Raw genomic sequence first — 14,614 nt, forward strand, 5'->3', positions numbered from 1 at the left:
TGCTAATCGCAACGCCCCTTGATATTGGCAACAGGTGATCGCCCTACTATTTTACTTGCTACATTGCTCATATCGGTGACGGTAGATATGAAACTCAAAAAGCCCTTACAGGGCTTTTTTTATGTCTAAAATTCGTACCAAACCTGCAAGCCAAACTAAATGAGAATTATTTTCAAAGAGGTGTTGACAGTATTGCAAACCTAATTGATAATTAATCTCAACAAGCCAATCGAAGTATGATGACTTGTTCAGATTAAATTTGTTTCTCTACCCTGAAACACGTGTCGCCACGTTAAAGCTTTAGCTTATATGTTGCTAATCACAACGCCCCTTGATGTTGGCAACATATAAGCGACCCTACTTATTTTACTTGCTACATTGCTCATATCGGTGACGGTAGATATGAAACTAAAAAAGCCCTTGCAGGGCTTTTTTTATGTCTCAAAATTAATGTGTTAATTTTATCGACGATTCTTACGCGCACGAGCTCGGCGTTGTTTTTTCTCTTCTTCTTTAGCGGCTTTTTTCGCCTCTGCAGCAGCGCGAAGCTCAGCAACCATTTGCTCTTCTTCTTCACGCATAGCTGGTGTTTCCATGGTAATACGACCAATAATGCCATCGCGTAATTCGTTAATAAGAATTTCAGACATTTTGTAAGTATCGATTTGATTACCACCGCGGATACAACCACGCTTTTTACCTGCCATTTCAACAAACTCCCAGTCAGACTCTGGTAGCTCATCAATTTTATAGCGGCTTTTTAAAAGTTCTGGGTATGCTTGCAATAAATATTCAGCGGTGTAACTTGCCACTTCTTCGTAGTCGATAGCGGTATCACGAATAGCCCCAGTTGCCCCTAAACGATAACCTGAGTTTTCGTTCTCTACTTTAGGCCATAACATACCCGGCGTGTCGTAAAGCATAATGCCATCGTCAAGCTTAATACGTTGCTGCGCTTTGGTTACCGCAGGTTCATTACCTGTTTTTGCCACGATACGGCCAGCTAAGGTATTAATAAGCGTTGATTTACCAACGTTTGGAATACCCATGATCATGGCTTTAATTTGTTTATCAGCGCCTACTTTATGCGGCACTAATTTTTTACAAAGCTCATTAATACGATGTACTTCACCCGCTTTATCATTACCAAAATCAATCGCTTTTACACCACTTTGCTGCTCAAAGTAGTCTTTCCAAGCTTGCGTTAACTTAGGATCTGCCAAGTCCGCCTTGTTCATGATTTTGATCACCGGCTTGTCGCCACGCAGCGCAGTAACCATTGGGTTTTCACTACTGTAAGGAATACGGGCATCAAGTACCTCAATGATCACATCCATCTGTGGCATGATTTCTTTAATTTCGTTTCGGGCTTTGTTCATGTGACCCGGGAACCACTGGATGGCCATTTTTAACTCCTACAAGATAATTTCACGGTATTTTAACTGGCTCGGCAACGAATTGCGCTATAATGACGCAAATTTTTTCAAGTAAGCAGTTATGGCTCTTAAATCAACCATTATTAAAGCGCAATTATCGTTAAGCGATATGGACCGCCACATTTATCAAGATTTCAATTTAACTCTGGCACAACACCCATCAGAAACCGAACAACGCTTGATGATCCGCTTGTTGGCTTTTGCGCTAAATGCCCGTGAAGGCTTAGAGTTTACTAAAGGCTTATGCGCCGATGATGAGCCTGAGCTTTGGCACATTAACTATAGCGAAGAAATTGAATTATGGGTTGAGCTTGGGCTACCAGACGAAAAACGCCTGAAAAAAGCCTGCAATAAGTCGAAGCAAGTTGTTTTATATACCTACGGCGAAAATAACCAAGCGATTTGGTGGCAAAAACATCAACCTAAGTTGTATGATTTTAAAAACTTAAGTATTTTTAGTCTCGATTATGCCGCGACTCAGGCATTAGCCGACTTAGCTGATCGTAATATTAAGCTCACTATTACCATTCAAGATGGTGAAGTATGGATTAGCTCAGATACAGCAAATATCGAAATTAAACCACAACAGTTAATGTAAGGAACGCGATGGCAATTAGGCAAGTTGTAGTATTACACGGACTTTATATGTCAGGCTTTGTGATGCGCCCACTGTGCGCGCGTCTTGAAAAGTCAGGTCTAAAAATACTCAATTTGACCTATAACACGCTCTCTCCCGATAGAGCGGCGATTTTCGACAAGATTGATCGCTTTATCGGTGGTAAACCTACCGCCTTAGTTTGCCATTCTATGGGCGGCTTAGTTGCTCGCGCTTACTTAGAGGCCAACTCTCTTCAAAGCCGCCATGTCGAAAAGGTGATCACCTTAGGCACCCCGCATAAAGGCAGTCATATTGCTAAGCAAATGCAGCAAAAGGGCTTTGAAATGCTGTTAAAAAATAGTGTGGAGTTTTTATTACCTGAGAATGGCGATTGGCCGTTTAATGCCAAGCTTTATAGTATTGCTGGTGACTTACCAATAGGGCTAATGCCACTGATTGCTAAAGGCAGTGTCTCTGATGGTACAGTTTTGATAGATGAAACCAAGCTCAATGGCATGGCAGAACATAAGGTGTTTCATTTGAGTCACACCAGTATGATCTACTCACGCCAAGTGATGGATTACATTATTAAGCTTATAAATCAAAGTGAGTGATACTTTAATCTTCAGCACTTGCAGCCACTTTATATGAGATTAAAACAATGATCCCTAAGATCAATGGTACAGGTGCAGCAATATAGCCAAAGGTATCAAAGTTTGCGAAGCTAGCACCTGCTAGATGACCTACCAAACCGATAACAAATGCAAGTAATGCAATCACTACAACAACTATTTCAGCTTTGCTTTCTTTAACTGTTTTACCGTCCATTTTTCTTCTCCTGGTTAAATGCGGTAAAGTCATTATGCGCTTCTGGTTCGTTGTTTTTTTGACCTAAATCAAGTTCTAAATCAGCCTATTTATCAGCGAGTACAAACCTTGTTTTAGATCATACTTTCTGCCTAATTTTTGAATACTTGAAAAATAAGGTAGATTTTTTGCTCAGTTGCCCCAAGTCTATATAAAAGTAATTCAAAGTTATGTTGATAGTGAACAAATGGACAAAATCAACCTTTGATAGCTAAAACCTATCACTGTGTTCGAATTAAACCATTTTACAGATTAACCAAGATGGCTAATACTTAACACCAAGCACTAGCAAGTAAACACTTAACGGTTTTTTTAAGGAGCAATCTATGTCACAGGTAAATGCAATTGGTTTAAACAGCGCAAAAAGTGAAGATATCGTAAATTCACTAAACTCTTTACTAAGCTGCTACCAAATCCAATACATGAACGCACGCGGCTTTCATTGGAATATTAAAGGTCGTAACTTTTTTGAATTACACCTTAAGTTTGAAGAAATTTATAACTTACTACTTGAGAAAGTAGACGAGATTGCAGAGCGTATTTTAACGTTAGGCGGTACACCGGTACATGCATTCTCTGAGTACATCGAAGATAGCAAGATCAGTGAAGCTAAAAATATCACTGAAGGTACTGCTGCAGTAGAAAACCTTTTAGCAGGTTACAGCACGCTTATTCAAATGCAGCGTGAAATCCTTGCACAAGCAGGTGATGCAGATGACGAAGGTACAGCATCGCTAATGGGCGACTACATTAAAGAACAAGAGAAACTTGTTTGGATGTTAAAAGCCTACCTTGGTTAATATTTAGAATTGACACGAAAAAGCCCTCAAATGAGGGCTTTTTTATATTTAGAAAGCATTACTTTAACCACTTTCTTAAATTATCGTACTCGGGTCTTGCTTGAAAAAAGCTTTCAGCATCTGGGTGAAAGTTAATATCCATTTCTACACCAGACCAAACTGTCTCTAATAAATTGCGAGCAATGATATTCGCTTTAATATAATCAACGCGTTTGTAACCCCGCGCTTTTACAGCCTGAAAGTAAGCCTTTGCAATCTCAATACTATCTGCAGTTGCTAATTCAAATTGTTCCAAATTAACCACTGCATACTGAATTGAATTTTCAGGGTACTTCATGATTTCTTGACCGACTTCAATACTAAATGAAGCAACGGCTTCTTTATTAAAGCTGCCACTAACTTCCACATAAATCACTGGCGGCTCAACAAAATAACGCCAATCACCATGGGCTTTAAACATGCTCACCCCTTTGAAATACAACTTAAGTTTACGCTTATAAAATTTATTTACTTATTTATCTAAGCCTTAATTCGGTAATAAAGCAATAAAAAATGCCATTTCTAATGCCTTTTCCTCAAGGCTTTTAAAGCGACCCGATGCGCCACCATGGCCTGCATCCATGTCGGTTTTAAATACCAAAATGTTGTCATCGGTTTTAAGTTCACGCAGCTTAGCAACCCACTTCATTGGCTCCCAGTATTGCACTTGAGAGTCATGGAACCCGGTGGTAACAAGAATATTAGGGTAAGCCTGCGACTTAATATTATCGTACGGCGAGTAAGCCTGAATCACATCATAAAACGCAGGATCATTTGGGTTACCCCACTCGTCGTATTCATTGGTCGTCAGTGGAATACTCTCATCCAGCATGGTGGTAAGCACATCTAAAAATGGCACATGACAGCCGATACCTAAATAAAGCTCAGGTGCTTGGTTAACCACAGCGCCCATTAATAAACCACCAGCACTGCCACCAGACGCGAAAACTTTTTCTGGGTGTGCATAGCCTTGCTCAGTAAGCGCATGAGTAACATCAATAAAATCGCTAAAGCTATTTTGCTTATATTGCTTTTTACCTTGCTCATACCAATGACGACCTAGCATTTCACCGCCACGGATATGTGCAATCCCATAAACAAAGCCGCGGTCAAGCAAGCTTAGTGAGCTGCTTGAAAAGCTTGGATCGATGGTAATACCGTACGCGCCATAGCCATATTGCAACAGCGGGTTAGTACCGTCTTTATTAAATTGGTCGATACGATAAACCAAAGAAACCGGCACTTGCTCGCCATCCCTTGCAGTCACCATTACACGTTCTGAGCGATAATGCTCTGGGTTAAAATCCCCGAGCACTTGCTGTTGTTTTAATAAGGTTTTGTTACCTGTTTTTAAATCAACATCATACAAAGAACCTGGCGTCGTTAAGCTTGAATAGTAAATACGCGCAGAGCTCACATTCGGCTCTGGATTCATTGCAATTGCAGCATAATAACAAGGGTCATCAAACTCTAAAGTAAGACGCTCGGCTTGCTGATCCACCACCACAAAACGTGTTTGGCCAAGCTCTCGCTCGGTGAGGATAAGGTAGTCATTGAAAATTTCGACCCCTTCTAACAATACATTCTCGCGATGCGGTGTATGCTCCTGCCAACGATTTTTATCGGCAATGGTGCTTTGCGTCGCGGTCATTAAGCGAAAGTTTTTCGCTTGCCAGTTGGTAACAATGTAAAAGGTATCACCTAGCTTATCGACATCGAACTCATGGCCTTCTTCGCGTGGCATTAAGGCGCTAAATTCACCCTCTGGGTTATTGGCATCAAGTACCCAAGTATCGTTTGTTTCTGTGGTCGCAAGGTCAATAATAATAAGGCTTTCATCGCGGCTTTTGCCAAGCCCCATAAAGAAGCTTTTATCTTGCTCTTCATAAACAAGTACGTCATCAGCTTGCGGGGTGCCTAAAACATGGCGGTAAACCTGAAAGCCCAATAAGGTTTGCAGGTCTTTTTTCACATAAAACACCGTTTTGTTATCATTAGCCCACACCACTTGGCCTTCGGTGTTTTCCAGCACATCACTAAACATCTCACCGCTGGCAATATTTTTAAAACGCACGGTATAAATACGGCGACTTTCGGTGTCTTCAGAGTAAGCAAGCAGCTGCTCATCAGGGCTAATTGCAACTTCACCTAACTCATAAAATTCGTAATCGCCAGCTAATTGATTTACATCTAACAACAGGTGCTTGTCGCGCGCTTCTATTGAGCTGCTACGATAATGGCGTGCATATTCATCGTCGCCACGTACTTCTGAGTGATACCAATATTGGCCATCTTTCACGGGTACCGTGTTGTCGTCTTTTACAATACGGTCTTTTAACTCATTAAATAGCTGTTCGCGCAGTGGTTTTATGTCGGTAAGTTGTTTATCGCAATAACCGTTTTCGGCATTTAAATGCGCTAATACATCTTCATTTTCGCGCTCATCATTACGCATCCAATAATAATTATCGGTGCGCGTCAGTTGATGTGTAGTTAATTGCTGAGGCTGTTTTTTTGCAACAGGAGGATGCGCTAATAAAGACAAAGAATACGAATTTGACGACACAAGAAAAAACCAAAATAAAAAACGAATTGCTGGCAGTTTATCACAGAATTATACCAATCAGCTTAATTAAGTAGTCTATTTTGAGGCAATAAAACCTCGTTGATAACAAGGCAAAAATTTCGTTATTTAGTTGTTCTAAATGAGAAATTTTTAACGCAGTTAGCGACAGGTTTAATCCCTCAAAATGATTAAGTATTATTGCGGGTTGGTATTAAAAAAGCCCACTCAAATTGAGTGGGCTAAGCAATGCTAAAATAGCATTTAGGGGGAAACTGTTAATGCGATACTTGCTGCCAAGCCATAGCCCAGCTTTTTCCTACACCTGGCTCAAAAAGCGGGTTGTGTGAATCTTTAACACGACAAAACTCGCTAAATGGCCATGGTTTACACATATAAATATGACCCGTTTTTGGCTGTAGTACTTTAACACCCGCACTGTAATCGCTGCATGCTTGTGGGTATACATAGTCATAATCTTGCAGACTATCTTGCACTCGCTCTTTACATTTTGCGATGCAATTAAATGCCACTTTTACATGCGTAATGCCCGAACCTTCTAGGGCATAAATTTGGTTTGAACGGTACGCAACCACTAAACCTTGTTCAGTCATTTTGCCCGCTTTTACCAGCGGAACATGCACGTTTATATGCTCGGCAACAGAACGTGGCCAATTATGAGGCTCACCCTGATCGGAACTACTGATCGGGTATTCGAATGATAAATCGACTAGCTCTCCTTGCATGTCATAAAAGGTCACAATCACCCTATCTCCAACAAACAGTTGGGTATGATGATTTAAGCAACCAATCGGCAACCACTTCCCGGAGGCCATTGACGTATGCATAAACAAAATATCACCCTAAGAACAACTAATAGGCATTATCTAACAACCGAACAAAATAAATACTTTTAGTTTGAGGCAAGTGAACCAAAGCACTAGATTATGTGCTTATCAGCGGTCCCGCTATCATAGTTTAAAACCTTAGACCGGAAACTTTGCGTCCTAACCTTTCAGTTAGTTTGCCAAAAACAAGACTGAGTATAATCGTGACCGAATCACAAATCAAACAAAAGAATGTAACCAAACGTCTTATATAGCAAATAGTTACTAGCAAATGCGTCAGGTACAAAAAAGCCAACCGCTTGGTTGGCTTTTTCGCATATGGGCTGTTAATCCCTTGCTAGCTTTCTTCTGGTCGCGACTCGGTGCCCTGCACGGAATACATTCAAGAAGCCATTACCCACATCACTCATTACAATATATAAACAAGGTACTAGTACTAAAGTGATTAGAGTTGCAAACATAACCGCAAAACCAAGTGCTACAGCCATTGGAATTACAAACTTAGCTTGCAAGCTGGTTTCGAACATAATCGGTAGTACACCGGCAAAGGTTGTAATTGATGTCAGGGTGATTGCTCTAAAGCGCGCACAACCTGCTTCAATAACTGCTTGGCGAGTTGAAATACCTTCGCGGCGTGCTTGGTTTACAAAGTCGGTCATAACTAACGAATCATTAATTACAACACCGGCTGCGGCAATCAAGCCAAAGCCCGACATCAAGCTAATATCTAAACCAAACCAGAAGTGACCCCAAATTGCACCGGTTAAGCTAAATGGAATAACCGACATAACAATTAGAGGCTGCGAATAGCTCTTAAGCGGTACAGCAAGCAAGATATACACTAAAATCATACCGCCGATAAAGAACATGATTTGCTCATTAGCTTGCGCTTGTTGTTCTTCAATAGAACCACCTAGCTCAGTTTTAACTGATGGGTATTCCTCTTTTAACTGCGGTAATAAGTTCTCATCAACTTGCTTAACCACTTCACCCGGTTCAATCGCTTCTTCATCGATACTGCCGTAGATATACACTGTACGATAGCCACCTTCACGGCGAATATAGCTAATACCAGGTTTTTCGTTCAGTTCAACAACATCGCCCAACATCACCTCTTGGCCTGCAGGCGTTGTGATAACAGCATGCTTTAATGATGCAAACGCTTCACGTGTTAGTTTCGGGTAACGAACCATAACACGTACTTCTTCACCGCGACGAATAACACGCTGTGCTTCACCACCGTAAAAGCTTGCGCCCACTTGATTAGCAATATTGGCAAGGTCTAAACCTAGATCATATGCCACAGGTTTTAAGCTTAACTGCACTTCTTTGCTCGCCGGATCGATGGTCGAACTAATATCAAATAAGCCTTTTTGCTGTTGTAATAGTTGGATGAAACGACGACCTGCCTCATTTAAGGTATCGATATCTGGGCCATAAAGTAAGTAACCAAACTCACCATCCATACCACCGCCATTTACATCATCGTAAATTTGCAGCGATTTCACACCTGGGATACTTGGCATTTGTTCACGCCAACGACGAGATAATTCGAATGCGTTATACGGGCGAAGCTCTTCATCTACCAGCGGAGCAAGTAATTGTGCTTCAGTACGACCTTGGTTGAACACTAAGATATCGCGAATAAGCTTTTGGCCAAACTCACGCTCAGTCTCTTGGTCTACCTTATTAACCATGGTCTCAATTTCACGAATAGCATTAATTGTTTGCATATCCGAGGCATTTTCATTCATTTCTAAACGAATTTGCGGAAAGTCATGAGGTACTTTTGGTGTTGGTACCACACGCACTTGGTTTGATGAAATTAAGCCAAACGTCAAAATCAATAAACCGATAAACGCAAATAGCACAAACCAACGCCACTCTACACAAAGCTCAATAAAACGCTTATACGGGCCATTTACAAAGTTAAAGAAACGTTTGTTAAAACGCGCTCGCCAGCTATTTGGGTTAATTGGCGGGAATTTAGTGTGGGCAATGTGCGCCGGTAAAATAAGTTTCGATTCAATCAAACTAAATATCAGACACAGAATTACCACCACCGCAATACCAAAGAAAAATGCACTCTCTGGGCCACTTGATAGTGTAAATGGTGCAAATACAGCAATTGTTGTTAAAACACCAAATGTTGCTGGGGTAGCAACGCGTTTTGCGCCATTTACCACATTTACAACACCACCGCCTTTTTTCTCAATTTCGGTGTAGGCACTTTCCCCTATGACGATGGCATCATCGACCACGATCCCCAGCACCATAATAAAGGCAAATAACGACACGATATTAATACTGATACCAAATAATGGCATCATCATCATTGCACCTAAGAAACACACAGGTAAACCAATCATTACCCAAAGTGCCAACTTAAAGCGTAAGAAGATAGACAACATAATGGCAACCAAGATAGCCCCTTGGAAGAGATTGCTTTTCATCATGTCTAAACGGGCATTTAGGTAATAAGTCATGTCCATTAATGGCTCAAGACGCAGGCCCGCCGGTAGCTCTTTATTCTTTTGCTCAATAAACGCTTTAACTGAATCAGCAACCGGGATCATATTTTGTTCTTTGGTTGCTTTTACTGATAAATAAACGGCATTTTCACCATTAAATTTAAAGTAGCGCTCACCTTCTGTGAATTGGTCTTTAATCACAGCAATGTCGTTTAGCAGCACTTTCGCGCCATTAGCACCAATTTTTACTGGGATCTGGCGGAACTCATCACCGCTGTAGTATTGATTTTCAACACGTACCGAGATAATACCTGCGTCAGTACGTAATTGACCTGCTGAGATATTTGCAGAGTAACGACGTACAGCACTGGCCACCTCACTTAAAGTAAGGTTGTATTGACGCAGTGAATCTGGGTCAATTTCAATCGCAATTTCATCAAGTGGTACATCGTTTTGCACCAGTGACACATTGGATAATTGCAGTAACTCATCTTCAATTTTATTTGCAACTGGTTTTAACTCAGTAAGTGGAATATCACCTACTAGCGTCATACCAATCACGTCTTGGCGAAACTCAACCTGACTAATCGTCACCGGCTCCATTCCCGCAGGGAAAGTCGCAATACTGTCTACTCTTAGCTTCACTTTATCGAGTACATCAGTAAGTTCTGCATCAGTGTTGATCTCTAAACTTGCACGGCCACTATTTCGAAATGAGCGATATACACCACGTTTAATTTCGGTGACATCTTTTAGTGACTCTTCAATTTTGATCAGAATACTTTCTTCAATTTCCTGTGGTGAGGCCCCCGGATAATTGGCTTGTACTTCAATATAGTTAATTTCAACATTCGGGAACATCTGGCGCTGAATAGTGAAATAACTAATGATCCCCATAATGATGATAAACACCATCATTAAGTTAGCAGCGACCGAGTTATTGGCAAAATAGGCAATAAGGCCAGACTGTTTTTCTGTGTTTGTATCAGTCATAGTGCTACCTTAAAGCTTTTCAACCGCTGCAGTTTCTGCATCGCTTGTCATTTCTTTCATACCTGCAACCTTCACTTCCATACCCTCTTGCGGGTACTCAGGTAGCGTAAGAACCAACTGGTCATTCACTTCAAGGCCATCACTAATGTAGAAATACTCACCTTCTTCGCGTACTACCGTTACTTTGCGTGGTTCAAGTTTATTCTCGTCGTTCACAATCCACACCGTCTGGTTATTCACTAAAGACTGCGGTAAACGGTAGATATTTTGTAATGTTGCACCGGCAAAGCTCACTTGTACGTAAGCACCAAATTTAATAGGTTGTACGTCGTGCTTTAAGCCGTATGGGTCATCAACACGAACAACTAAGTTGCTCATACGCGTCGCGTTATCAACTACGCCTAGGTCACGGTCAATTTCGGCTTCACGAGTAAAGCTATTTAAGCCTTTATTGATGATGGTCGCTTTTACGCCTTTTAAGCGTTTTGGCAAAAATACACTATCGAAACCAGCAATTGGTACAATGATTTCTGCACTTTCAATATTATTAATTTCAGCAACTTGGCTGCCCACATTGATGTATTGACCGACACCAATTTCACGGCTGATCACCAATGCATCGTAAGGTGCTTTTACCTCACAGCGAGCAAGGTCACGCTCGGCACGTTTTAATGCAGCTTGCGCTGATTTAACAGCGGCTTGCGCGCTTAAAACTTGAGGTTTACGTAGGAATAAGTCTGTGCGCTCACGTTCTGGGTAACGTCTTGCTTCATCCTCTGCCACTTTAGCTTGTGCTTGCTCTTCGATCAGTGCAGCTTGAGCACTGGCAAGTGACGCCTCAGCTTGTAGTACAGCTGCTTCGTAGTTATCTTTTTCGATGGTAAATAACACTTCACCACGAGCTACGATGCCACCAGCAACAAAATTTGGATGCCAGCTTGTAACTTCACCAGCCACTTGTGAGGCAAGCAAAGTACTTTCAAGCGGTTTCACTTCGCCGTAACTATTAATAATCACTTGATGATCATCACTTGCTACTGGCTCAACCTGTACTAAAGGACGCACATCAACTACATCCTTGTCTTTAGGCTCTTGAGCAATCGCGTTGATTGCTTTAAAACCAGCAACACCAACGATTAATGCAACAAACGGTAATATCCATTTTAATAAACTTGTGCGCATAACTTACACCTATAATATTTTCACTGGCCCTATCATACCAAAGCTGACAGAAACATTAATGTGACATTTGTAAGGAACTGTTACAAAAACAGATAAATTGGCAACACAAAAACCTAAACTTATCTAAGAACAATTTGTTACAAACAAAAGCTACGTAATATCAAAGGCTTACAAAACCACCTTCACACTTGTTAACAAACGGTCTTTTATCAAGGGGTTAATTCATTAAACTTGATTGAGAAATAATAAAAGGAACGAGTTAACAATGAAAATAACAAACATTGCGCTGGCACTAAGCTTAGCGTTTGCCATGAATGGCCACACCGCCGAAGCGAAAAAAGAAGAAAAGAAGCCAAAAACACTGGCTGAAATGATCAAAGATAAAAGCGAGTTTGCTGGTGTTTTCAGCATTTACCAAGATGCGAAAACCGGCGATAACTTAATGGTTATCGACCAATCTCAACTTGATACACCATTTGTGTACTTTGCTCACACCGTTGATGGTGTTACTGACGCAGGCCACTTCAGAGGGGCATATCGCGAGACAAAGCTAATTGAGTTTCGTAAATACTTTGACCGCATTGATATTATTAGCAAAACACCGCGCTATAAATTTGATGAAAACTCAGCCCTAGCACGCTCTGCCGATGCCAACATCAGCGAAGCTGTCCTTGCGAGTATTAAAATCGAAAAAGAAGAAGACGGTAAAATTGCTTTTAAAGTTGATAAGCTCTTTTTAAGTGAAGCACTGCATAAAGTGTCACCTTGGGCAAACCCAAAAGATAAAAATGCCAGCAAACGCTTTAAACTTGGTAAGTTAAACGACAAAAAATCGCGTATTGTTAAACAGCGCCCTTACCCAAATAACCTAGATGTTGTGGTGGATTATGTATTTTCTAATGCTAACCCAACAGTACGAGGTTCAAAAGCTGTAAGCGACCCTCGTAATGTTTCAATTAAAGTACAGCATTCATTTGTCGCGTTACCGAAAAATGATTATCAAGCTCGCCAAGATGACGCGCGTATTGGTTATTTCACTAACGAATTCGACAATATGACATCAGCGGATTGGGCTCCTTATGAAGATGTCATCAAGCGCTGGGACTTACAAAAGAAAGACCCGTCAGCGGCACTGTCTGAGCCAGTTAAACCGATTACTTGGTGGATTGAAAATACTACGCCAGTTGAGTGGCGAGACACTATTCGTGATGCCGTACTAGCATGGAATAGCTCATTTGAAAAAGCGGGCTTTAAAAATGCCATCGAAGTAAAAGTACAACCTGATGACGCCGATTGGGATGCGGGCGATATTAACTACAATGTATTGCGTTGGACTGCATCACCGCGCCCTCCATTTGGCGGTTATGGTCCTGCCCTTGCGAACCCATTAACCGGTGAAATCTTAGGCTCTGACATCATGTTAGAGTATGTTTTCATGAAAAACCGTTGGATGTACGACACCTTATACACTCAAGGTGCAGCCACGCTTGAAACTAGCCAAAACAGCACAGATTTACATTGCTCACTGGGCCACAGCATTCAAGAAAACATGCTACTTGCTAAAGGCTTAGGCACAGGTGCGAGCATTGAAGACAAAGAGATTTTACGCCAAGGCTTAACTCAGCTAGTTTTACACGAAGTGGGCCATACCCTAGGCCTTAACCACAATATGAAATCATCTATTTTGTGGGATGAAAAAGAAGTTCACGATAAGAGTAAAACGCAAGGTATCGTAACGGGCTCAGTTATGGACTATGCACCAGCAAACATTGCCCCTATTGGCATGCAACAAGGTGATATCTTCCAAACAAAACCTGGCCCTTACGATGATTGGGCGATTGAGTATGGCTACAGCCAAGCATTAGCAGATAAAGCCGCTGAGCAGCAGCGCCTTGAAAAAATTCTCTCTCGCTCATCTGAGCATGCTTTAGCTTTTGGTAATGATGCTGATGATATGCGTGCCCCAGGCCGCCATATCGACCCACGTGTAATGATTGGTGATATGTCATCTAACCCTGCCGCATATGCTGATGATCGTATGGAACTTATCAATAAGCTGTTTACTGAACTTAAAGACAATGCCACGGTTAATGGTGAGTCATACCAGCAGCTAGTTACCTCAGCGAACATTTTATTTAGAAGCTACAGAACACAAGCAGGCGTGGTATCTCGTCAAATTGGTGGTGTTTATGTAGAACGTAATGTGGTGGGCGATGACAAAAATGGTGCACCATTTACGCCAGTACCACTTGAGCGTCAGCAACATGCAATGCAAGTGTTAGCCGACAAAGTATTCTCGCCAAATGTACTTTCGAGCATGCAGCCACTGTATAACTACCTGCTACAGCAGCGTCGTGGTTTTAATCATTATGGTAAGAACGAAGACCCTAAACCACATGGCATGATTTTAGGTATGCAAAAGCTGGTACTTGCTCAGTTGTTGCACCCAGCAGTTATGCTGCGTATTTCAGACAGCGCAATGTATGGCAACGAGTATTCACTTAACCAATTTATGAATGACTTAACAGCAAGCATTTTTGTAGACAGCAAAAAAGCAAATACCCTAAGTCACAATCTACAAGTTGAATATGTGAATCAGCTAATCGCGATTGCTGGTTTAGGCAAAGCGAGCAAGCACGATAACCTAGCCAAAGCTGCCGCGCTTTATCAGTTAAATCAAATTGCTGATATGAGCGTACCATGGGGTGCAGACACCGCAGCTAAAGCCCATAAGCAATATATCGATCGCTTAATTAGTAAAGCCCTCGAAGCATAAGTAAAACTACACAAAAAAGGCTGCCACTTGGCAGCCTTTTT

The 14,614-nt window shown here is 41.5% G+C and carries 11 protein-coding genes and 1 riboswitch; of the genes, 4 read left to right on the forward strand and 7 right to left on the reverse strand.

All coding sequences use genetic code 11. From position 1 onward, the window contains the following. Nucleotides 1-461 precede the first annotated feature (461 nt). Nucleotides 462-1,406, reverse strand: a complete 945-nt coding sequence (gene ylqF / locus MTF66_RS21985) for a ribosome biogenesis GTPase YlqF (RefSeq protein WP_054562949.1) — start codon at nt 1,404-1,406, stop codon at nt 462-464. 91 nt (nt 1,407-1,497) lie between these two features. Between ylqF and MTF66_RS21990 the strand changes: the two genes are divergently transcribed. Together MTF66_RS21990 and MTF66_RS21995 are read left to right on the forward strand one after the other, a co-directional pair. Continuing rightward, on the forward strand, nt 1,498-2,034 hold the full coding sequence (locus tag MTF66_RS21990) for a YaeQ family protein (RefSeq protein WP_248528744.1): 537 nt from the start codon (nt 1,498-1,500) through the stop codon (nt 2,032-2,034). Between the two features lie 8 nt (nt 2,035-2,042). Further along, complete coding sequence (locus MTF66_RS21995; RefSeq protein ID WP_058586062.1) at nt 2,043-2,648, forward strand: alpha/beta hydrolase; 606 nt, start codon at nt 2,043-2,045, stop codon at nt 2,646-2,648. 4 nt (nt 2,649-2,652) lie between these two features. Here the strand turns inward: MTF66_RS21995 and MTF66_RS22000 are convergent, their stop codons facing one another. Further along, nucleotides 2,653-2,862 carry a hypothetical protein gene (locus MTF66_RS22000; RefSeq protein WP_054562952.1) on the reverse strand — a complete coding sequence of 70 codons (210 nt, stop codon included), beginning with the start codon at nt 2,860-2,862 and terminating at the stop codon, nt 2,653-2,655. Between the two features lie 365 nt (nt 2,863-3,227). Between MTF66_RS22000 and MTF66_RS22005 the strand changes: the two genes are divergently transcribed. Continuing rightward, nucleotides 3,228-3,701 carry a Dps family protein gene (locus MTF66_RS22005; RefSeq protein WP_054562953.1) on the forward strand — a complete coding sequence of 158 codons (474 nt, stop codon included), beginning with the start codon at nt 3,228-3,230 and terminating at the stop codon, nt 3,699-3,701. Nucleotides 3,702-3,759: 58 nt separating this feature from the next. Here the strand turns inward: MTF66_RS22005 and MTF66_RS22010 are convergent, their stop codons facing one another. The 5 genes from MTF66_RS22010 to MTF66_RS22030 all read right to left on the reverse strand — a co-directional run bounded on the left by MTF66_RS22010 (nt 3,760) and on the right by MTF66_RS22030 (nt 11,797). After that, nucleotides 3,760-4,161 carry a hypothetical protein gene (locus MTF66_RS22010; protein ID WP_095209738.1) on the reverse strand — a complete coding sequence of 134 codons (402 nt, stop codon included), beginning with the start codon at nt 4,159-4,161 and terminating at the stop codon, nt 3,760-3,762. A 66-nt stretch (nt 4,162-4,227) separates the two neighbouring features. Then, nucleotides 4,228-6,306: a S9 family peptidase gene (locus MTF66_RS22015; protein ID WP_248528747.1), complete on the reverse strand. Its 2,079-nt coding sequence runs from the start codon at nt 6,304-6,306 to the stop codon at nt 4,228-4,230. Nucleotides 6,307-6,581: 275 nt separating this feature from the next. Then, complete coding sequence (locus MTF66_RS22020) at nt 6,582-7,151, reverse strand: hypothetical protein (RefSeq protein ID WP_055020585.1); 570 nt, start codon at nt 7,149-7,151, stop codon at nt 6,582-6,584. A 107-nt stretch (nt 7,152-7,258) separates the two neighbouring features. Next, nucleotides 7,259-7,342: riboswitch (cyclic di-GMP riboswitch) on the reverse strand. A gap of 135 nt (nt 7,343-7,477) precedes the next feature. Continuing rightward, a complete protein-coding gene (locus tag MTF66_RS22025; protein ID WP_248528750.1) occupies nt 7,478-10,615 on the reverse strand; it encodes an efflux RND transporter permease subunit in 3,138 nt (1,045 codons plus the stop codon). A gap of 9 nt (nt 10,616-10,624) precedes the next feature. Then, nucleotides 10,625-11,797: an efflux RND transporter periplasmic adaptor subunit gene (locus MTF66_RS22030; RefSeq protein WP_054562957.1), complete on the reverse strand. Its 1,173-nt coding sequence runs from the start codon at nt 11,795-11,797 to the stop codon at nt 10,625-10,627. A 265-nt stretch (nt 11,798-12,062) separates the two neighbouring features. On the opposite strand from MTF66_RS22030, the gene MTF66_RS22035 reads away from it, so the two are divergent. After that, complete coding sequence (locus tag MTF66_RS22035) at nt 12,063-14,573, forward strand: zinc-dependent metalloprotease (protein ID WP_248528752.1); 2,511 nt, start codon at nt 12,063-12,065, stop codon at nt 14,571-14,573. Nucleotides 14,574-14,614: the final 41 nt, after the last annotated feature.

The organism is Pseudoalteromonas sp. 2CM39R (assembly GCF_023161845.1).

Excerpts from the sequence above, each read along its gene's own strand:
- MTF66_RS21990 (WP_248528744.1), top strand. The coding sequence starts at position 1,498 with ATGGCTCTTAAATCAACCATTATTAAAGCGCAATTATCGTTAAGCGAT.
- MTF66_RS22005 (WP_054562953.1), top strand. The coding sequence starts at position 3,228 with ATGTCACAGGTAAATGCAATTGGTTTAAACAGCGCAAAAAGTGAAGAT.
- MTF66_RS22020 (WP_055020585.1), bottom strand. The coding sequence starts at position 7,151 with ATGCATACGTCAATGGCCTCCGGGAAGTGGTTGCCGATTGGTTGCTTA.
- ylqF (WP_054562949.1), bottom strand. The coding sequence starts at position 1,406 with ATGGCCATCCAGTGGTTCCCGGGTCACATGAACAAAGCCCGAAACGAA.
- MTF66_RS21995 (WP_058586062.1), top strand. The coding sequence starts at position 2,043 with ATGGCAATTAGGCAAGTTGTAGTATTACACGGACTTTATATGTCAGGC.
- MTF66_RS22035 (WP_248528752.1), top strand. The coding sequence starts at position 12,063 with ATGAAAATAACAAACATTGCGCTGGCACTAAGCTTAGCGTTTGCCATG.
- MTF66_RS22010 (WP_095209738.1), bottom strand. The coding sequence starts at position 4,161 with ATGTTTAAAGCCCATGGTGATTGGCGTTATTTTGTTGAGCCGCCAGTG.
- MTF66_RS22025 (WP_248528750.1), bottom strand. The coding sequence starts at position 10,615 with ATGACTGATACAAACACAGAAAAACAGTCTGGCCTTATTGCCTATTTT.
- MTF66_RS22000 (WP_054562952.1), bottom strand. The coding sequence starts at position 2,862 with ATGGACGGTAAAACAGTTAAAGAAAGCAAAGCTGAAATAGTTGTTGTA.
- MTF66_RS22030 (WP_054562957.1), bottom strand. The coding sequence starts at position 11,797 with ATGCGCACAAGTTTATTAAAATGGATATTACCGTTTGTTGCATTAATC.